General features: G+C 63.7%; 17 protein-coding genes and 1 tRNA gene. 12 read left to right on the top strand and 6 right to left on the bottom strand.

Annotation, left to right across the window (positions count from 1 at the left end):
* The first annotated feature begins 157 nt into the window (after positions 1-157).
* Positions 158-1,516: an NAD(P)/FAD-dependent oxidoreductase gene (locus tag PKKP23_RS27745; RefSeq protein ID WP_126879267.1), complete on the top strand. Its 1,359-nt coding sequence runs from the start codon at positions 158-160 to the stop codon at positions 1,514-1,516.
* Positions 1,517-1,703: 187 nt separating this feature from the next.
* Positions 1,704-2,576, top strand: a complete 873-nt coding sequence (locus tag PKKP23_RS27740; protein WP_126879266.1) for a dienelactone hydrolase family protein — start codon at positions 1,704-1,706, stop codon at positions 2,574-2,576.
* A 106-nt stretch (positions 2,577-2,682) separates the two neighbouring features.
* On the opposite strand, the gene PKKP23_RS27735 is transcribed toward PKKP23_RS27740, so the two are convergent.
* Positions 2,683-3,552 (bottom strand): sulfurtransferase, encoded by an 870-nt coding sequence (locus tag PKKP23_RS27735; protein WP_126879265.1) that lies wholly within the window; start codon positions 3,550-3,552, stop codon positions 2,683-2,685.
* Positions 3,553-3,716: 164 nt separating this feature from the next.
* Positions 3,717-4,823 carry an aromatic ring-hydroxylating oxygenase subunit alpha gene (locus PKKP23_RS27730; protein ID WP_017773303.1) on the bottom strand — a complete coding sequence of 369 codons (1,107 nt, stop codon included), beginning with the start codon at positions 4,821-4,823 and terminating at the stop codon, positions 3,717-3,719.
* A 275-nt stretch (positions 4,824-5,098) separates the two neighbouring features.
* Here PKKP23_RS27730 and PKKP23_RS27725 point away from each other — a divergent pair, with 275 nt between their 5' ends.
* The 4 genes from PKKP23_RS27725 (at position 5,099) to folE2 (ending at position 9,229) form a co-directional block, all read left to right on the top strand.
* On the top strand, positions 5,099-5,404 hold the full coding sequence (locus PKKP23_RS27725) for an exodeoxyribonuclease VII small subunit (protein WP_126879264.1): 306 nt from the start codon (positions 5,099-5,101) through the stop codon (positions 5,402-5,404).
* Positions 5,401-6,282 (top strand): polyprenyl synthetase family protein, encoded by an 882-nt coding sequence (locus PKKP23_RS27720; RefSeq protein WP_126879263.1) that lies wholly within the window; start codon positions 5,401-5,403, stop codon positions 6,280-6,282. Before PKKP23_RS27725 ends, PKKP23_RS27720 begins: the two co-directional genes overlap by 4 nt.
* A gap of 99 nt (positions 6,283-6,381) precedes the next feature.
* Positions 6,382-8,289, top strand: a complete 1,908-nt coding sequence (gene dxs, locus PKKP23_RS27715) for a 1-deoxy-D-xylulose-5-phosphate synthase (protein WP_126879262.1) — start codon at positions 6,382-6,384, stop codon at positions 8,287-8,289.
* Positions 8,290-8,422: 133 nt separating this feature from the next.
* Entirely contained in the window at positions 8,423-9,229 is an 807-nt protein-coding gene (folE2, locus tag PKKP23_RS27710) for a GTP cyclohydrolase FolE2 (RefSeq protein ID WP_126879261.1), read from the top strand.
* Between the two features lie 82 nt (positions 9,230-9,311).
* Here folE2 and tsaD read toward each other — a convergent pair whose 3' ends face one another.
* Positions 9,312-10,340 carry a tRNA (adenosine(37)-N6)-threonylcarbamoyltransferase complex transferase subunit TsaD gene (gene tsaD, locus PKKP23_RS27705; RefSeq protein WP_126879260.1) on the bottom strand — a complete coding sequence of 343 codons (1,029 nt, stop codon included), beginning with the start codon at positions 10,338-10,340 and terminating at the stop codon, positions 9,312-9,314.
* Positions 10,341-10,472: 132 nt separating this feature from the next.
* Here tsaD and PKKP23_RS27700 point away from each other — a divergent pair, with 132 nt between their 5' ends.
* The 6 genes from PKKP23_RS27700 to PKKP23_RS27675 all read left to right on the top strand — a co-directional run bounded on the left by PKKP23_RS27700 (position 10,473) and on the right by PKKP23_RS27675 (position 17,422).
* Positions 10,473-11,690 (top strand): BaiN/RdsA family NAD(P)/FAD-dependent oxidoreductase, encoded by a 1,218-nt coding sequence (locus PKKP23_RS27700; RefSeq protein ID WP_240659163.1) that lies wholly within the window; start codon positions 10,473-10,475, stop codon positions 11,688-11,690.
* A 70-nt stretch (positions 11,691-11,760) separates the two neighbouring features.
* Entirely contained in the window at positions 11,761-11,973 is a 213-nt protein-coding gene (gene rpsU, locus PKKP23_RS27695; protein WP_026121147.1) for a 30S ribosomal protein S21, read from the top strand.
* A gap of 306 nt (positions 11,974-12,279) precedes the next feature.
* Positions 12,280-12,726: a GatB/YqeY domain-containing protein gene (locus tag PKKP23_RS27690; protein ID WP_017773311.1), complete on the top strand. Its 447-nt coding sequence runs from the start codon at positions 12,280-12,282 to the stop codon at positions 12,724-12,726.
* Between the two features lie 105 nt (positions 12,727-12,831).
* Positions 12,832-14,721: a DNA primase gene (dnaG, locus tag PKKP23_RS27685; RefSeq protein ID WP_126879258.1), complete on the top strand. Its 1,890-nt coding sequence runs from the start codon at positions 12,832-12,834 to the stop codon at positions 14,719-14,721.
* A gap of 107 nt (positions 14,722-14,828) precedes the next feature.
* The gene (gene rpoD, locus PKKP23_RS27680; RefSeq protein WP_176049109.1) at positions 14,829-17,216 is read left to right on the top strand and encodes an RNA polymerase sigma factor RpoD; all 2,388 of its coding nucleotides are present in this window, start codon (positions 14,829-14,831) and stop codon (positions 17,214-17,216) included.
* Positions 17,217-17,334: 118 nt separating this feature from the next.
* A tRNA-Ile gene (locus PKKP23_RS27675) sits at positions 17,335-17,422 on the top strand.
* A gap of 36 nt (positions 17,423-17,458) precedes the next feature.
* On the opposite strand, the gene PKKP23_RS27670 is transcribed toward PKKP23_RS27675, so the two are convergent.
* The 3 genes from PKKP23_RS27670 to PKKP23_RS27660 all read right to left on the bottom strand — a co-directional run bounded on the left by PKKP23_RS27670 (position 17,459) and on the right by PKKP23_RS27660 (position 19,740).
* On the bottom strand, positions 17,459-18,022 hold the full coding sequence (locus tag PKKP23_RS27670; protein WP_126879319.1) for a TniQ family protein: 564 nt from the start codon (positions 18,020-18,022) through the stop codon (positions 17,459-17,461).
* Positions 18,019-18,912: an ATP-binding protein gene (locus tag PKKP23_RS27665; RefSeq protein ID WP_240659162.1), complete on the bottom strand. Its 894-nt coding sequence runs from the start codon at positions 18,910-18,912 to the stop codon at positions 18,019-18,021. The genes PKKP23_RS27670 and PKKP23_RS27665 overlap by 4 nt, the downstream gene beginning before the upstream one ends.
* A 243-nt stretch (positions 18,913-19,155) precedes the next feature.
* Positions 19,156-19,740, bottom strand: a complete 585-nt coding sequence (locus PKKP23_RS27660; protein WP_017773314.1) for a TetR/AcrR family transcriptional regulator — start codon at positions 19,738-19,740, stop codon at positions 19,156-19,158.
* Between the last annotated feature and the right edge of the window lie 248 nt (positions 19,741-19,988).

Here is a 19,988-nt window from a genome sequence, read left to right as displayed (position 1 = left end):
TGCAGCGGCGCCGCAAGCCCGGCGTCGCGCGCATGTCACACATCTTTTTTCAGGACTTGTTGCAATGCAAGGACGTCACTGACAATCGTCCGGTGTCGCTGCGCGCCTCGCCGCGTAGCTGCCGTACCCGAACGCGGTCAATAACCTGGAGAGTCGAATGCATCGGTTCATCGTCGTGGGTGGAGGAGCGGGAGGACTGGAGCTGGCGACGCGGCTTGGCGATCGCTACGGCGCGACGAAGAAGAACCGGGGCGAGCCACGCGCGCACGTGACACTCGTGGACCGTTATCCCACGCATATCTGGAAGCCGCTTCTGCATGAGGTGGCGGCGGGCAGCATGGACCCGTTCACGCAGGAGCTGGCCTATGCGGCGCAGGCGCGCTGGCATGGCTTCGAGTTTCAGCAAGGCGAGCTGTGCGGCCTCGATCGCACGGCGAAGCGCATCACGCTCTCGGCGGTGAAGGACGATGATGGCGGCGAGTTACTGCCGAAGCGCGAGCTCGAATACGACACGCTTGTCATCGCCATCGGCAGCATGACGCATTTCTTTGGCGTGCAAGGCGCGCAGGAACACTCCATTGCCCTCGACACGGTTCCGCAGGCCGAACGTTTCCGCAAGCGTCTGATCGCGGCGTGCATGCGCGCCGAGCATCAGGTCCACGAGCCGGTGGAGAGCAACCCCGCGGACGGCGGCGCGCCGTCTGACGAGCCGCGGGTTCAGGTGGCGATCGTCGGGGGCGGCGCGACGGGCGTCGAGCTGTCCGCCGAACTGCGCAACACGGCGCAGGTGCTCTCGGCCTACGGTCTGCACAAGCTCGACCCGCGCCACGACGTGGGCATCGTGCTGATCGAGTCGGGGCCGCGTATCTTGCCCGCGTTGCAGGAACGCGTGTCGTCGGCCACGGCCGAGCTGCTCGTGAAGCTGGGCGTGAAGGTCATGGTGGGCGAGCGCGTGACGGAAGTCGCGCAGGGCCTCGTGCGTACCGCGAGCGGCAAGACCATTCGCGCCGATCTGACTGTGTGGGCCGCCGGCATCACGGCACCGCCCGTGCTCGCGCAACTGGACGGTCTGTCCGTCAACAGGCTGGGGCAGATCCAGGTGCGCCGCACGCTGCAGACCGAAACCGACGACAACGTCTTCGCGATGGGCGACTGCGCCGCCTGTCCCTGGCCCGGCAACGAACGCAATGTCCCGCCGCGCGCGCAGGCCGCACACCAGCAGGCCAGCTTTCTGCTGCGCGCGCTCGGCAACCGGCTGGAAGGCCGGCCGCTGCCGGAATTCACCTATCGCGACTTCGGCTCGCTCGTTTCGCTCGGCCACTTCAGCGCGGTCGGCAATTTGATGGGCGGGGTGATCGGCGGCAACATGCTGATCGAAGGGCTCTTTGCGCGCTTCATGTACATGTCGCTGTATCGGCTGCATATCGCGGCCCTGCACGGCTATGCGCGGATGGTGCTCGACACCTTCGCACACTGGCTGCACCGCACCACGCTGCCGCGCGTGAAGCTCCACTGAGCGGTTTTCTGCAGACGTCAGGGTTAGGCGCCTACAATGCGCGAGCGTGTGCGGCCGAGGCTCAGGGCTGACACGTTCGCCATTTCCGTCCGTGCTTGCTTGCTGCGTTTCGATAGCGGGCTCTTCGTGTCACGTGCCCTCGCAGCCAGCGCTCTCTTCTCCCGGGCGGCTCACCAAGGAGCGCCGCATGCTGAAACCTGAAGTCGATAGCCTCGTTCCCCACGTCCCGTTCAATCGACGCACGTTCATCAAGGTCGCACTGGGCTCGGGCTTTGCAGCGGCCGTGCTGCCCGTGTCGGCGCAAACCATTCACACCGACAGCGAAGGGCTAGAAGCCGGCGAGGTGGGCATTCACTCGGGCGACACGCTCGTGCCCGCCTACCGCGCGCAGCCGAAAGGCAAGACGCATTTGCCGGTGATCGTGGTGGTGCACGAAATCTTCGGCGTGCACGAGCACATTGCCGACGTCTGCCGTCGATTCGCGAAGCTCGGTTATCTGGCGGTCGCGCCGGACCTCTACGTTCGCGAGGGCGATGCATCGAAGTACCCGACCATCCAGCAACTCGACGAGCACATCGTCAGCAAGGTGCCCGACGAGCAGGTCATGGCCGACCTCGATGCGACCGTTGCCTGGGCCGGCGAACATGGCGGCGACCTGAAGCGGCTGGGGCTCACGGGTTTCTGCTGGGGCGGGCGGATTGCGTGGCTCTACGCCGAGCACAATCCCCGGCTAAAGGCGGCCGTGGCGTGGTACGGGCGGCTCGTGGGCGACCACACCGCGATGACGCCCGCCAATCCGATCGATCGCGTCGCGGATTTGCGCGTGCCGGTGCTCGGGCTTTACGGCCGTCAGGACCAAAGCATTCCGCAGGACACCATCGAGCAGATGAAGCAGGCGCTTGCCCATGCATCGCAGCCGGCGCGCGACTCGCAGTTCGTGGTCTACGACGACGCGGGGCATGCGTTCTTCGCAGACTATCGGCCGAGCTACCGCAAGGCCGACGCCGAGGACGGCTGGCGCCGCGCACTCGCCTGGTTCAAGGAACACGGCGTGGCTTGAGGCGGTTCCGATGCGCGAGGCTGCGATTCGCGCATCGAGAAGGGCGGCCGCGGGCTCGTGTTGGCGCCGCGGCTGCTTCTAAAGGCGTTCGCGTAGCGTTCAGGCGTCAGGGATTCGGCCCGGTTGCGACCGGTCGCGACGCGTCCGTGCACCACTCGCTCCACGATCCTGGATAGAGCGTGGCGCCGTGCAGCCCCGCCACTTCCATCGCGAGCGCGTTGTGGCACGCCGTGACGCCGGAACCGCACTGCAGTACCACGTGGTCTGGGGCGGTGCCGGCGAGCAGCGCCGCGAAGTCCTCGCGCAACGCGTGGGCGGACTTGAAGCGTCCGTCGGCACCGAGGTTGTCTTTGAAGAACCGGTTGAGCGCGCCCGGAATGTGGCCGCCGACTGGATCGATGGTTTCGTTTTCGCCGCGATAGCGGTCCGGCGAGCGGGCGTCGATCACGAGTTGTTCGCGCTGGGTGAGATTGCGTAGCAGCGCTTGCGCGTCCACGGTGGACTGCAGCGGGGCGCCCGCCTTGAAGGTGCCGCGGGAGGCGGGCGGAGCGTCGCTCGTGAGCGCTAGCCCGGCGGCTTGCCAGGCCTGCAGCCCGCCGTCGAGGAGCGCTACGGAATCGTGACCCAGCCAGCGCAGCAGCCACCAGAGGCGTGCGGCAAAGGCGCCGCCTTGCGCGTCGTATGCGACGACCTGCTGGCCTTCATTCAGCCCGTGTGCCGCGAGCGTATCGACGAGCTTTGCGCGATCGGGCAGCGGATGACGCCCGTTGCTGCCGGACTTCGAACCCGAGAGGTCACGGTCCAGATGCAGATAGCGCGCGCCGGGCAGATGACCGGCGGCGTAAGCGGCTTCGCCGGAAGCGGGATCGGCAAGGTCGAAGCGGCAGTCGAAAATCAGCACGCTGCCCGGCGCGGCATCCAGCCGTTCCTTGAGGTTCGCGGCGGAGATGAGCGTGGTGTAGTGAGTGTGAGGCATGACGGCTCCTGGGGCATGGCGCGGGCCGGAAGCTTACTTGTACGTCGCTTGATATCGGCCCGCCGGATGCCGTCAGTCTAAACAAAAAAAGACGGGCGAGAGCCCGTCTTTCCCTGGCGCCTTGCCGCGCATCCGCAATTCGGCGATGCGTAGCGAGCGGTGCCTTAGATGTCGCCCAGTTGTGCGCGCAGGAACTCGTGGAAGTGCTGCATACCGTCTTCCATCGGGCTCTGGTACGGGCCCACCTGCGATTCGCCGCGCTCGTACAGCGCACGGCGGCCGGCATCCATCCGCTCCGCGATCTCGTCGTCTTCGCGAGCCGTCTCCATATAGGCGGCGCGTTCGGCTTCGACAAACTCGCGCTCGAACAGCACGATTTCCTCGGGGTAATAGAACTCCACGATATTCGTGGTCTTCAGCGGCCCCTGCGGAATGAGCCACGAGACGACGAGCACGTGCGGGTACCACTCGATCATGACGCCCGGGTAGTACACCATCCAGATGGCGCCGAACTCGGGCGGCTCGCCGCCGCGAAAACGCAGCACTTCGTCGTGCCATTTGCGATACGTCGCGCTGCCCGGCTTGCCGAGGCCGCTGTGCACGCCAACCGTCTGTACGCTGTACCAGTCGCCGAACTCCCAGCGCAGATCGTCGCAGGAGACGAAGCTGCCGAGGCCCGGATGGAACGGCACGACGTGATAGTCCTCGAGGTACACCTCGATGAACGTCTTCCAGTTGTAGTTGCACTCGTGGATTTCGGCGTGATCGAACATGTAGTCCGAAAAGTCGAAGTGCTTCGCTGGGCCCAGGTTTGCCAGGTCTTTTGCCACGTCGCGACCGCTCGACTCGAACAGCAGGCCCTGCCAGTTCTGCAGCGGCGTGGCGTTGAGGTTGAGGCACGGCTTGTCGGCGAAGTGTGGGGCGCCGAGCAGTTGCCCGTTCAGGTCGTAGGTCCAGCGGTGCAGCGGGCAGACGATGTTCTCGGTCTGGCCCTGGCCGTTGAGCATGATGGCCTGCCGGTGGCGGCAGACGTTCGAGAGCAACTCGATCTGAGCTTGCTGGTTCCGGACGAGCACACGCCCTTCGCCTTCGCCAGGTAAGGCAAAATAACTCCCCTTCTCGGGCACCATGAGTTCGTGCCCGACGTAGCGGGGGCCCTGCTGGAAGAGTGTTGCGATTTCGCGCTCGTAAAGCGCCTGGTCAAAGTAAGCCGTGACTGGCAGCTGGCTGTGGATGGACTTCAGCTGCAATGCATTGCTCAGATTGGACATTCCCACTCCCGATGAAGACGTGAAAGCAGTGAACAACCCAACCATCGAAGGTTCGATTTAGGGAGCCGGCGATTATACCCGTTTCCCCTTTTCGGGGGAGACTAAGTGCCTGATTTGGGTCAAATTTGTCCCCGGAGTTCAAATTTTCCAGGCGGACGCGATGGATTTGGTTACATGCCGGCTTGTGGCTGTAAGGGGACAGGCGCCGGCGTGCGGGTCGGAAATAACGCTTTTGCCGTAGAATGTCCGACTTGTTTCAAATTTGCGACCACCTCATGGCCAAAACCGCACCGAAGGATGCTGCCGCGTCCGTCGAGGACAACGGCGGCGCGCCGCTGCCGGAGAACTACGAGGCGGCGCTCGCAGAACTCGAAGGGCTCGTGGCGCGGATGGAGAGCGGCAATCTGAGCCTCGAGGAATCGCTCTCTGCGTACCGGCGCGGAGCCGCGCTCGTCGCGTTCTGCCAGCAACAGCTGGAGAAGGTGGAGCAGCAGGTTCGCGTGCTCGACGGCGAGACGCTGCGTCCCGTGCCCCTCAATACGACTGGAAATGCCGCCCAAGAGGCAGACGACGATCTATGACTTTTGAACAGTGGACCCGCGCGGTGCTCGAGCGGGTCGAAGCGGCTCTCGAACACTATTTGCCGTCCGAAAAGACTGTCCCCGAGCAACTGCACGAAGCCATGCGCTATGCCGTGCTGGGCGGAGGCAAGCGGGTCCGGCCCTTGCTGTGCCATGCTGCGGGTGAACTCACGGGCGCGCGGGCCGAATGCCTCGATGCGGCCGCCGTGTCGCTGGAGATGATCCACGTCTATTCGCTGGTGCACGACGACATGCCCTGCATGGACGACGACGCGCTTCGCCGCGGCAAGCCCACGGTCCACGTGAAATACGACGAACCCACGGCGCTTCTCGTCGGAGACGCATTGCAGTCGCAGGCTTTCATCACGCTGACTGCCGACGTGCTGAGCCCGGCGCAACAGGCGTCCCTCGTGCGCGAACTGGCGGTGGCGAGCGGCTCGGTGGGCATGGCGGGCGGCCAGGCCATCGACCTCGCAAGCGTGGGCCACGCGCTCACGCGGGCGCAACTGGAAATGATGCACCGGATGAAGACAGGCGCGCTGCTGCGCGCCTCCGTGCGTATGGGCGCGCTTGCAGGCGAGGCGCCGGGTGCGGACACGCTGAAGTCGCTCGACACCTATGCGGCCGCTGTGGGTCTCGCGTTCCAGGTGGTCGACGACATTCTCGACGTCACGACCGACTCCGCGACGCTCGGCAAAACCGCCGGAAAGGACGCGAAGGACGGCAAGCCGACCTACGTGTCGATCATCGGACTCGACGCATCGCGCGCGCTGGCACAACAGCTGCGCCGCGATGCCCACGCTGCGCTCGCGCCGTTTGGCGCACGCGCGCAGCGTCTTGCAGAACTCGCTGACCTGGTGGTTGACCGGGTCAGCTGAACGCGAAAGCCCGCCGCCGCGCGTGAAACGACTGGAACAACGTTACGGGTGTGTGCGAAAAAAGTGCGGGCGCGTAAGTTTTCCTACAATGGAACGACGATGTACGACTTGCTGAAAACCATTGACGATCCTGCGGATTTGCGCCGGCTCGATCGTCGCCAGTTGCAGCCGCTTGCCGACGAGCTGCGTGCCTTCGTGCTCGACAGCGTGTCGCAGACGGGCGGCCACCTCTCGTCCAACCTCGGGACGGTCGAGCTGACGATTGCACTGCACTACGTGTTCGACACACCGCGCGACCGCATCGTCTGGGACGTCGGGCATCAGACCTATCCTCATAAGATTCTCACCGGCCGCCGCGACCAGATGCACTCGCTGCGGCAGTTCGGCGGCATCTCCGGTTTTCCGCGCCGCACCGAATCCGAATACGACACGTTCGGCACCGCGCATTCCAGCACGTCGATTTCGGCGGCGCTCGGCATGGCCGTCGCGAGCCAGCTGCAAGGCGACAACCGCTACGCGATCGCCGTGATCGGCGACGGCGCGATGACGGCCGGCATGGCCTTCGAGGCCATGAACAACGCGGGTGTCATGGAAGACGTGCCGCTGCTCGTCATCCTCAACGACAACGACATGTCGATCTCGCCGCCCGTCGGCGCGCTCAACCGCCATCTGGCGCGTCTCATGTCGGGCCGCTTCTACGCGGCTGCGCGCGCGGGCGTGGAGCGCGTGCTGCGCGTGGCGCCGCCCATGCTCGACCTCGCCCGCAAGCTCGAAGAGCACGCGAAGGGCATGCTCGTGCCGGCTACGCTGTTCGAGGAATTCGGCTTCAACTACATCGGCCCGATCGACGGCCACGACCTCGATTCGCTGATTCCTACACTGCAGAACATCAAGGAACTGCGCGGTCCGCAATTCCTGCACGTGGTCACCAAGAAGGGCCAGGGCTACAAGCTGGCCGAAGCGGACCCCGTGCTCTATCACGGTCCGGGCAAGTTCAATCCGGCCGAAGGCATCAAGCCGTCCACGTCGCCGGGCAAGAAGACGTACACGCAGGTGTTCGGCGAGTGGCTGTGCGACGCCGCCGAACTCGATTCGCGCGTGATCGGCATTACGCCGGCCATGCGTGAAGGTTCGGGTCTCGTGGAATTCGAGAAGCGCTTTCCGGACCGCTACTTCGACGTGGGCATCGCGGAGCAGCATGCGGTCACGTTCGCGGGCGGTCTCGCGGCCGAAGGGCTCAAGCCCGTGGTCGCCATCTACTCGACCTTCCTGCAGCGTGCCTACGACCAGCTGATTCACGACGTGGCGTTGCAGAACCTGCCGGTCGTGTTCGCGATCGACCGCGCGGGTCTCGTCGGCGCAGACGGCGCTACCCACGCGGGCGCTTACGACCTAGCGTTCCTGCGCTGTATCCCGAACATGACCGTGATGGCGGCGTCGGACGAAAACGAGTGCCGCCAGATGCTGTACACGGCGCTTCAGCAGTCGAACCCGACGGCCGTGCGTTACCCGCGCGGCGCCGGCACGGGCGTGGCCACCGTCAAGCAGATGACGACCATTCCGGTTGGCAAGGGCGAGGTTCGTCGCGAGACGTCGCAGCCGTCCGGCAAGCGGATCGCCATCCTCGCGTTCGGCACGATGGTGGGGCCTTCGCTGGCTGCCGCCGAAGAACTGGATGCGACCGTGGCGAACATGCGCTTCGTGAAGCCGATCGACGCCGAGTTGGTGCGCCGCCTCGCCGAGACGCACGACGCCATCGTGACTGTGGAAGAAGGCTGTGTGATGGGTGGTGCCGGCTCGGCTTGCGTCGAAGCCCTGCTGGAGAGTGGGGTTATCAAGCCCGTACTACAATTGGGCCTCCCCGACCGCTTCATCGACCACGGCGATCCGGCGCGTCTGCTGGCCGGCTGTGGGCTCGACGCCGCGGGCATCGCGAAGTCGATTCGCGAACGGTTCCTCGATCACGCGAGCAGCGCGGCCGGCAAGTCGGTCAAGCGCGTAGCGTGAGGTCGGGGCGGTCGTCGAGGGTATAGCGACTCCCGTTTCAACCGATGGGCCAAGGCCCATCTGGCAAAACGCCGGCGTGCTGCCGGCGTTTGCCTTTGCGCGTCCAGTTTTGCGCGCCATTGAGGACAACAAGATGAACCAGATGAACCCCGCCTTCGTGATGCCCGACGTGCAGAGCACGGTGGACACACGGCAGATCCCGATTCAGCGGGTGGGCGTGAGGGCGGTGCGCCATCCGTTGACGGTGCGCACGGGTAGCGGCGAAGCGCAGCCCACCGTCGGCGTGTGGAATCTCGACGTTCATCTGCCGGCGCATCAGAAGGGCACGCATATGTCGCGGTTCGTCGCGTTGCTCGAAGAGAACCGCGAGCCGCTCGAGCCGGCCACGTTCCGCCGGATGCTGGCGGCGATGCTCCAGAAGCTGGAAGCGGACGCCGGCCGTATCGAAGTGTCGTTCCCGTATTTCGTGAAGAAAGTGGCGCCTGTCTCGGGCGTGGAAAGTCTGCTCGACTACGAGGTGACGCTCACCGGCGATGCGCGCAACGGCGAGACGCGGCTCTTCCTGAAGGTGCTCGTGCCCGTGACGAGCTTGTGCCCGTGCTCCAAGAAGATTTCCGAATATGGCGCCCACAACCAGCGCTCGCACGTGACGATCAGCGCTGAACTGGCCGGCGACCTCGCACCGGAAGAACTGATCGCCATCGCGGAGGAAGAAGCGTCGTGCGAACTGTGGGGACTGCTCAAGCGCCCGGACGAAAAGTTCGTGACCGAGCGCGCCTACGAGAATCCCAAGTTCGTCGAAGATCTGGTGCGGGACGTGGCGCAGCGCCTGAACGACGATGTGCGCGTGGCCGCATACACGCTCGAAGCGGAGAACTTCGAGTCGATTCACAACCACAGCGCGTACGCCGTGATCGAGCACGACAAGCGTGTTGCGTGAGGCTCCAGGCTTTTGATCGTGCCTACGCGGCGGGTGGAAACCGTACCGCTTTTTGTTCGCCGCCTCGCCTGATATCCCGCCCTTACTGCTGCGCGAGCGATGAAAGATCCCAGCGCGGCTTCACCGTGAACGCGTAGTTCTTCACGGCCTGCGCCGGCCAGCGCTGCAGCCGCAGCGCGCCGGCAAGCGCGATCATCGCGCCGTTGTCGGTGCAGAGCGCGAGGTCGGGGTAGTGGACGTGGAACCCACGTTTCGCCGCCGCGGCCGAAAGCGCTTCGCGCAACTGCCGGTTCGCCCCCACTCCGCCTGCCACCACGAGTCGCTTGAGCTTCGTCCGCTTGAGGGCCGCCAGCGACTTTGCCGCCAGCACGTCCACCGCGGCGTCGACAAAACCCCGTGCGATATCGGCCTTGGCCTGTTCGCAGACGTTTCCGCCCAGCCGCTTCACCTGCGTGAGCACAGCGGTCTTCAAACCGCTGAAGCTGAAGTCGAGGTCGCCTGAATGCAGCATGGGGCGCGGCAGGTCGATGGCGCCCGGCGTGCCGAATTCAGCGAGCCGCGAGACTTCCGGGCCGCCCGGGTAGCCAAGGCCGAGCAGCTTCGCGGTCTTGTCGAAGGCTTCGCCGGCGGCGTCGTCGAGCGTTTCGCCGAGGGTCTCGTAGACACCGACGTCGGTTACGCGCATGAGCTGAGTGTGACCGCCCGACACGAGCAGCGCGACGAACGGGAACGGCGGCGGTGCATCGACGAGCAGCGGCGAAAGCAGATGCCCTTCGAGGTGATGGATGCCGATGGTCGGCTTGTCCCAGGCCATGGCAAGCGCGTTTGCGATGCTGGCGCCTACGAGCAGCGCACCGGCGAGGCCGGGGCCTTGCGTATAGCCGATGGCGTCGATGTCGGCTCGCGTGGCGCCCGAACGTTCCAGCACGTCTTCCAGCAGTGGCAGCGCGCGCCGAATATGGTCGCGCGAGGCGAGTTCCGGCACCACGCCGCCATACTCCCGGTGCATGGCGATCTGCGAATGCAGCGCATGCGCGAGCAGGCCGCGCTCGGTGTCGTAGAGCGCAAGACCGGTTTCGTCGCAGGAGCTTTCGATGCCGAGAACAAGCATGATTCGATGCGGCGCGTGCGGTGGCCAGGTGCTAACCGGGCGGTGGAGCAGCGCGTCCGCAGAAGTTGGAGGCGAGCCTGAAAGTATAGCAGTGCCCAGGAACGGCCACGGGCCGCAGGTACAATGCGCGCCATGGAATCTTTCGATATTGCGGTGATCGGCGCGGGTGCGGCCGGCATGATGTGCGCCTCTGTGGCCGGACAGTTGGGGCGGCGCGTGGTGCTGATCGACCACTCGCCGAACCTTGCCGAAAAAATCCGCATATCGGGCGGCGGTCGCTGCAACTTCACGAATCTGTATGCAGGACCGGCCAATTACCTGTCCGCCAACCCGCATTTTTGTCGCTCCGCGCTGGCGCGCTATACGCCGCGCGACTTCATGGCGCTCCTCAAGCGCCACGGCGTAACCTGGCATGAGAAGCACAAAGGGCAGCTTTTCTGCAATCAGTCGAGCGAGGCCGTGATCGACGTGCTGCGCGCCGAGTGCGACGCTGGCCGGATTGCGTGGCGGCGACCGCTCGCGGTGGAACACGTCGAGTATGCGCAGCCGGGCGGTTTTACGCTGGGCACGAAGGCGGGGCAGATTCGCGCCCGCGCGCTCGTGATTGCGACAGGCGGACTGTCCATTCCGAAGATCGGCGCAACGGACTTCGCGTATCGCCTCGCAAAGCAGTTCGGCCACAAGCTCGTGGATACACGCCCCGCGCTCGTGCCGCTGACGTTTGCCGCCCAGGACTGGGCGCCGTTTTCGGCGCTCTCGGGCGTTTCGCTCGAGGTTTATCTCGCCACCGGTGACCGCAAGACCGGGGGCGAATTCGTGGAAGATCTGCTGCTCACCCACCGCGGCCTTTCTGGTCCCGGCGTGCTGCAGATTTCGAGCTACTGGCAGCCGGGTGAGCCGATCCACGTCAATCTGCTGCCGGAGCGGGACGTCGCGGCAGCGCTGATCGAGGCGAAAGGCGCCACGAAGCGGCAAATCGGTAATCTGCTCTCCGAGTGGCTGCCCAGCCGGCTCGCGCACGTCTGGCTGCAAACGCATCAAATCGCGCCCGAGGCGCGCCTTGCCGACCTCCCGGATCGCGCGCTGCGCCGCATTGGCGAGACACTTTCGCGCTGGACGCTCACCCCGAGCGGCACGGAGGGCTATCGAAAGGCCGAAGTGACGCGCGGGGGCGTGGATACGCGCGAGCTGTCGTCGTCGACGCTCATGAGCGAGCGGGTGCCGGGGCTGTTCTTCGTCGGCGAGGCCGTCGACGTGACGGGATGGCTCGGCGGCTACAACTTTCAGTGGGCGTGGGCGTCGGGCGTGGCCGCCGGAAAAGCCGCCGCCGGATACGCAGAATCGGCTTGACGGCTGGCTGTCTTTGTGCAAAACGCTCTGCTATACTTTCCGTTCTTTGCCCCTTTCCCGTTATTGGAAAATGACGACGATCCGCGTTAAAGAAAACGAGCCGTTTGAAGTAGCGATGCGCCGCTTCAAACGCACGATCGAGAAGAACGGCCTGTTGACCGAACTTCGTGCACGCGAGTTTTACGAAAAGCCGACGGCGGAGCGCAAGCGCAAGAAGGCTGCCGCGGTGAAGCGCCACTTCAAGCGCCTGCGCAGCCAGATGCTGCCGAAGAAGTTCTACTGATTCCGGCGCCGCTGCGCCGCCTCGGACCTCAGGGTCCCCGGTCAGTGCGGCGGAAGGTGGCGGCGAGGTCCGCTGCCGCGAAGCGGTGCAGGAGGCAAGAGCCTGTACCGCGAGGCCATCCTGGTGAGGCCGCAACCAAAGAATCTGCGCCAACCCGCTTGGAAAATGTTCCAAGCGGGTTTTTGCATTAATGCGCCGTCGGCTGTTGTGCAATGCAGGCGGCGCGGCAAGACTTCGTCTTGCGCGGTTCGAGCCGGTCGGCGAGCTTCCCGGGCGTTTTAGCAATCCAACGAATGCAGGTGAGTGATGAGTCTAAGAGACCAGATCAACGACGACATGAAGGCCGCCATGCGCGCGCGCGAAACCGAGCGGCTCGGCACGATTCGTCTGTTGCTCGCGGCAATCAAGCAGCGTGAGGTCGACGATCGCGTGACGCTCGACGACGCCGGCATCACGGTCGTCATCGACAAGATGATCAAGCAGCGCAAGGATTCGATCAGCCAGTTCGAGGCCGCCGGCCGCACCGATCTGGTCAGCAAGGAGAGCGCGGAGCTTGCGGTGCTGTCGGCCTATATGCCTGAGCAGCTTTCGGCTGGGCAGATCGCCGCCGAAGTTGCGGCCGCCGTTGCGCAGACGGGTGCCGCAGGCCCGCAGGACATGGGCAAGGTGATGGGCGTGCTCAAGCCGAAGCTGGCGGGCCGGGCCGACATGACCGCCGTGTCGGCGCAGGTCAAGGCTGCGCTCTCGAAGTAAAACGCCGTCGCTGGCCGGCGCCGTGCCGCCAAGGCGGCACCGTGAGTCCGGCTGCGCCGCCATGCAATTCCGTACCGTCCCGCACGTTTCTGGCCGCGCCATTCGATGATTCCGCATTCGTTCCTGCAGGATCTGCTGAACCGCGTCGATATTGTCGACGTGGTTGGGCGCTACGTGCAATTGAAGAAGGGCGGCGCGAATTTCATGGGGCTCTGCCCGTTTCACAACGAAAAGAGCCCTTCGTTCACCGTTAGTCCTACCAAGCAGTTCTATCACTGCTTCGGTTGCGGGGCGCACGGCACGGCGATCGGCTTTCTCATGGAGCACGCCGGGCTCACGTTTCCAGAAGCAGTAAACGAACTGGCGCAGTCAGTGGGGCTGACCGTTCCGAACGAGCCGGCACCCGGGCGCGGCAACAGCGGTTCGTATGGCGGGCAGGGCGGCGGATACGACTACGGGCCGGCTGCCTCCAGGGCGGTCACCACAGCGCTATCCGACGTCATGCAGACAGCGTGCGATTTTTACCGCAAGCAACTGCGAGGCGCACCCAACGCAATCCAGTACCTGAAAAAGCGCGGGCTGACAGGCGAAGTTGCGGCGCGATTCGGACTCGGCTACGCGCCGGACGGCTGGCAGAACCTGGAGGCCGCGTTCCCCAATTATCGGGACGACGCGCTGGTGGAAGCGGGCCTTGTGATCGTTAGCGAGAAGCAGGACGCGCAGGGCCAGGCGCGCCGCTACGATCGCTTTCGGGAACGGATCATGTTCCCCATCCGCAATGTGAAGGGCCAGGTGATCGGCTTCGGTGGGCGCGTATTGGACGGAGGCGAGCCGAAGTATTTGAATTCGCCCGAAACGCCGCTATTTAACAAGGGCAGCGAGCTGTATGGGCTCTTCGAAGCCCGGCTCGCGATACGCGAACAACACTATGTGCTCGTGGTCGAAGGCTACATGGACGTGGTCGCACTAGCGCAGCTTGGATTCCAGAACGCTGTGGCCACGCTCGGCACGGCTTGCACGCCAATTCACGTGCAGAAGCTGCTGCGCCAGACCGACACGGTAATTTTCAGCTTCGACGGCGACTCGGCGGGGCGACGGGCGGCGCGTCGCGCGCTGGACGCCTGCCTGCCGCACGCGGCGGACAACCGCACCATCCGGTTCCTGTTCCTGCCGACGGAGCACGACCCGGACAGCTACGTCCGTGAATTCGGCACGGAGGCGTTTGCCGAACAGGTCGAGCGTGCCATGCCGCTGTCACAGTTTCTGTTGAACGAAGTACTGGTAGGCAAGGAACTGGACCAGCCGGAAGGCAGGGCACGCGCGCTCTTCGATGCCAAGCCGTTGTTGCAGGCTCTGCCGGCCAATGCGCTGCGTTCGCAGATCATGCACATGCTGGCGGACCGGCTGGACGTGCCGTTCGAAGAGGTGGCTGCGCTTTGCGAAGTGGATGCCCGGATTGCCGCCGCCGCGCGTACCGCGCCGCCACGCAAGGACCGGCGTGCGGTAACGGGAATCGAGCAGCGCGCGCTGCGCAATCTCGTCATGCATCCGAGGATCGTGTTGGAGCTGGATGAAGAGGCCGAACGAGCGTTGCTCGCGCTGACGCGCAATGGCGAACTGTTCGAGGAGGTCGCCACGCACGCGCGCGCACTGGGGGACGCGGCAGCATTTCAGCTGCTCTCCGACCTGCTGAGAAACGGCGCAAACGCGGCAACCTTCGAGGAAATCTTTCGCGAAATTCTGAACTATGATGAAAACGTTCGGGATTTGTTGCTGAAGGATGCCGAGGATTCCGCCGTGATCGAGGAACGGCGCGAGCAGGAGCGACTGGCCGCTGAGGAGCTGAAAGCGGCGATTCTCAAGATGCGTTACGACGCGTGGTGCGACCGCCTGGATGCGCTGTCGCGTCAATCGAAACACACGCCCGAGGAATTGGCGGAGCTGACGGATCTGAACCAGAAGCGCGCCGAAATGAAGCGGCAGCTCGGGCTGTAACCGATCGGAGGCCGCGCGGGGAGGGGGTAAGCCCGCGTGCTATAATAAAAGGTTTCCAGCGGCTGTTTTTCCAGGCATCCAGTAATCCAGCAAGGGACGGACTCGCAATGGCAAAGACTACGGGCGGAAAAAGAGCGACAGGCAAGGGCTCCGAAGAGCCGACCACGACGGTCAATCAGGCCAGATCCTCTCGTTCCGCAGCAAAAGCGTCTGATGCCGGCACCGCCCCTGTTGCCAGAAAACGGGCCCCGGCGGCTTCGGCCGCGCGAGCTGCACCAGCGCGTGCAGCTAAAGCTTCGACCCAACCGGCCACGAAGCGGTCCGGTGAGAGAAGCGCAAGGGAAGTGCCTGCCGTCGCGGACGATGCGGCAGAGCGCGAGACTCAAGTATCCACGGTTCAAGAGGCTGTTGTCCAGCAGCCGCGAGTCGAGACTACAGCCGGTACGGCGAACTCCATGACGAAAAAGCTGAACGAAGTATCCGTCGATGACGACGCAACCCAGAGCGAAGAAACGGCGCCCACGCCCGCCAAGGGTGAGAAGGCGCGCGCCCGCGACCGCCGCGCAAAGGAAAAGGCGCTGCTGAAGGACGCGTTCGCGTCGACGCAGCCCGGCACCGTCGAGGAGCTCGAGGAGCGCCGCTCCAAGCTGCGTGCGCTGATCAAGCTCGGCAAGGAACGCGGCTTCCTGACCTACGCTGAAATCAACGATCACCTGCCGGACAACTTCACGGAAACCGAGGCGATCGAAGGCATCATCAGCACGTTCAACGACATGGGCGTGGCGGTGTACGAGCAGGCGCCTGACGCGGAAACGCTGCTGCTCAACGACAACGCGCCGGCCGCGTCGTCGGACGACGAAGTGGAAGAGGAAGCGGAAGTCGCACTCTCCACCGTCGACTCCGAATTCGGCCGCACGACCGACCCCGTGCGCATGTACATGCGCGAAATGGGTACCGTCGAGCTGCTCACGCGTGAAGGCGAAATCGAAATCGCGAAGCGCATCGAAGACGGCCTGAAGCACATGGTGATGGCCATCTCGGCGTGCCCCACGACGATCGCCGACATTCTCGCCATGGCCGAGCGCGTGGCGAACGACGAGATTCGCGTCGACGAACTCGTCGACGGCCTGATCGATCCGAACGCGGAAGATACCGACGGCTTCTCGGCTCAGGAAGCGGAAGAGATCGAGAACGCCGAAGAGGAAGAGGAAGAAGAGGAAGAGGAAGAGGAAGAAGACGACGACGGCACCGCGCAGGCCACGGCCAACGCGGCGCAGCTCGAAGCCCTCAAGCGCACCTCGCTCGAAAAGTTCGCGCTGATCAGCGAATGGTTCGACAAGATGCGTCGCGCGTTCGAGAAGGAAGGCTACAAGTCGAAGTCGTACCTCAAGGCGCAGGAAACCATCCAGAACGAACTGATGTCGATCCGCTTCACGGCGCGTACCGTGGAGCGTCTGTGCGATACGCTGCGTGCGCAGGTGGATGAAGTGCGCCAGGTGGAACGCCAGATTCTGCACATCGTGGTCGACAAGTGCGGCATGCCGCGCTCGGAATTCATCGCCCGCTTCCCTGGCAGTGAAACCGATCTCGAATGGGCCGACAAGATCGTGGGCGAGAGCCATTCGTACAGCGCCATCCTGTCGCGCAACATTCCGGCGATCCGCGAACAGCAACAACGGCTGCTGGACCTCCAGGCGCGCGTGGTGCTGCCGCTCAAGGACCTGAAGGAAACCAACCGCCAGATGGCGGCGGGCGAGTTGAAGGCACGTCAGGCCAAGCGTGAAATGACCGAGGCGAACCTGCGTCTCGTGATCTCGATTGCGAAGAAGTACACGAACCGTGGTCTGCAGTTCCTCGACCTCATCCAGGAAGGCAACATCGGCCTGATGAAGGCGGTGGACAAGTTCGAATATCGCCGCGGCTACAAGTTCTCGACGTACGCGACGTGGTGGATCCGCCAGGCCATTACGCGTTCGATCGCGGACCAGGCGCGCACGATCCGTATTCCGGTTCACATGATCGAAACGATCAACAAGATGAACCGCATCTCGCGGCAGATTCTGCAGGAGACCGGTCTCGAGCCGGATCCGGCAACGCTCGCCGAGAAGATGGAAATGCCGGAAGACAAGATCCGCAAGATCATGAAGATCGCGAAGGAGCCGATCTCGATGGAAACGCCGATCGGTGACGACGACGATTCGCATCTGGGCGACTTCATCGAAGATACGAACACCGTCGCACCGGCAGATGCCGCGCTGCACGCGAGCATGCGCGACGTGGTGAAGGATGTGCTCGATTCGCTGACGCCGCGCGAAGCGAAGGTGCTGCGTATGCGCTTCGGTATCGAAATGAGCACGGACCACACGCTCGAGGAGGTTGGCAAGCAGTTCGACGTGACGCGTGAACGGATCCGCCAGATCGAGGCGAAGGCACTGCGCAAGCTGCGTCATCCGAGCCGTTCGGACAAGCTCAAGTCGTTCCTGGAAGGCAATTGACGTAGTACCGTTGCCGCGGTTTCGAGGGCTGGGTCATGGCCCTGAGTGCAGCGGTTTCGTGTAACATGTCGCGACTGTAAACGAGGCCCGGCCTTCCCAAAGACCGGGTCTTTTTATTGGGCCGGACGCCGTGCTGGTTGCAGGCAGCGGACTCATAATCCGCCTCCGAAAGGACACCGTGGGTTCGAATCCCACCCGGCCCACCATTCCCCGTTCCATCGAACTCCAACATGTTTGTGCCGTTAAGCATAAAGTGGCCATCGTGACACGTTATGCTTTATTCCCCGATGGGACGCATTTTGCTTTATCGGGAATCGGTGATAGACCGAAGAGTTTTGTACGCATCGCGCAGAGGCGAACGGACGCAAAAAAACCGGCCTAAGGGCCGGCTTTTTTGTTGTGGCGGGGCCCCGCGGTCGCCTAGCTCGCGCCGAGCGCCTCCCTCCTTCAACCAGTGATGGACCGTGGCCTTGCATAGACCCACTCGTCGGGCAAACAACGTCACGCCACGACAAGAGCGTGAGCTTGTCGAGTTGCTCGACACCGGTCCAAGCAGACAGCGCAGCCGACCAGTTGTTTGCTGAATCGCCAATGCTGTCGATGTTTCCAACGTGCCAAGTATATTTCTCGGCGAGTTCCCAGCCGACTGCCTTGGTCACTTGCCGACACAGCGCCGCGACCGACACGCTGTGCGATACGGCCAGCCGGCAGAAGTAACCGAGCAAGCTCTCGACCTCGGGGGTGCCGACGCCGATGGGAGCGAGAGCGCGCAACGTCGAGCGTGGATTCGAAATTGCGTAGCTCATGCTGCGCTCCTTCTGCCAGCCGATGCCTTGGGCATTGATGGCTTCCTCGCCATCGAGGATTTCGGTAAGTATCCGGTCCGGCTGCGCCTCGGTGAGCAACGCTCGCCGGAGCGCCTCTGCGGACCAGCGGCCGTCGGCTTCGGCCAGTCTGGCTGCTCGAACAAGCCGCTGCTCAACGTGCCGATGCAACCCAGCGTGTTTTCATGGGGCGCCTCCGCGTAACGCGTCAACTCGCCGCCCCACAGCGCGGGCAGCATCTTTTCGAATGACTGGAGGCAGGCAATGAACGCCCGAATGTCCTCGGGCGGGTCCTGTCGGTAGCGTTCGAAGTGCAGGACGTGAGAGCGCCTCGCGAGCTGACCACACAGCGACATGAGCCGGTAGAGGTCGTATGAACCGACCAACACCATCTGCGTGCCGCACTGGTTCACGAGCGACTTCAGGGTATCAAGCTGAATCTCCAGCTTGGAGCTGCCGCGCGTTTGGTGAATGCTGTGAGCAGCCTCGTCAATGACGAGGAACTGGACTTTCCGCTCGCGCAGCGTACGTTCGACGGCTGTTCGCAGCGCCGCGAGACTGTTGCCGCTTGCACCCCGCAGCCGGTCCATGCGTCCAGATTGCGGGTCGATGCCATAAGCCGATTTCGGCGAGTCGAGGTCGTCGCCAAGCTGAGCGAGAGTCTGCCGATAGAAGAGTCTCCACGAGAAATCGTTCTCGCCCGAGGCAGGTGCTTCGCCAAAGATTGCCGGAATCGTTCCGGCGTTGGCCTCCATTTCGACGGCGGCTCGCTCAACCGCCGCTTCGACCATGTACCTGGCCAGCGTGGTTTTGCCGGCACCGCTCGGGCCGCAAACGAGGAGCGTGCTGTTCTGCCTGCCGGGGTAAATCAAGATTTCCAGTTCAGTAGGCCCGAAATGGTGCCGCCTGGTGCTGATTCAGTGAGTGCTCCGAAGCTAACTTATTTGGAGCCGGCCTTACCCCTCTGGAGTACCGAAAACCGGCAAGCTAACCAAATTACAAATCGCGTACTTGGCCGGGGTAAGGTCGCCGCCGCAACGATGAAGAATCTGGCGGCGAAAAGGTTTTCGGAGGCGCATAACTGCCGCTGGGGCAATCAACTCGACACAACAGAATCACCTATCGATTGGCTTCGACCCAAGCAGCAGGATGTCGACTAGTCGCCTGGCGCTTTGCTGCCAGTCTGGAGAAGAAGCGACGTTTGACACTCCCACGAGCGCACGCAGCAGGTCGAGTGGTTCAAGGTCTGCGCGGAGGTCTCCGCTCTCTACCGCGCGCGATACCAGTGTGCGAATTGCAGTCTTGATTTGCTTCCCGGATTCTTCGAACAACCCTGGCGATGTCACGCCGACAATCGTGTTCAGTGCGGGCGCAATGATTTTCTTGGCCGCAATGTAGTCGACAAATAGCAGCATCCACGTTCTCAGTGCCTCCAGCGCGGGTAGCTCACGAGAGAGCCGGCGCTCCTCTCCCGCGAGCCGCTCGACCTCTGCACGGTAGACGCCCTCCAGCAGAGCTGCGCGCGTGGCGAAGTGGCGATAAAGCGTGCCTGGGCCAACACCGGCCTGGCGGGCAACCTCCTCCAGGCTGATGTCGGCCCCCTTGTCCGTGAATGCCTTTTTTGCCTCTTCGAGAATGCGCTCGCGGTTGCGCAGCGCGTCGGCTCTCGGCTTCTTTTCTGTTGGCGTCAAATCAGTCATGGGCAAAACGCTGGTTGCAATCGGAGGCGGCCTCCGATTATCATGTAAAACGGAGTAACCCTCCGAATAGAGGGCCGTAGTCGTGGCAATCTTACAGTGACGGAGATATGAAATGACCAGACTGTTGATTTGCACGGAAACTTGACCCGGCCAGGGCAGTAATTTGCATCGAATATTGACCCACGTAGAACACTGACCTGCTCGGCAACGGGCAGGGGAACGGAGTGATCGACGTGGCTATATTGAGC

Source organism: Paraburkholderia kururiensis JCM 10599 = LMG 19447 (genome assembly GCF_003986935.1).
GTDB lineage: Bacteria > Pseudomonadota > Gammaproteobacteria > Burkholderiales > Burkholderiaceae > Paraburkholderia > Paraburkholderia kururiensis.
This window is presented reverse-complemented; position numbering and strand designations above follow the sequence as displayed.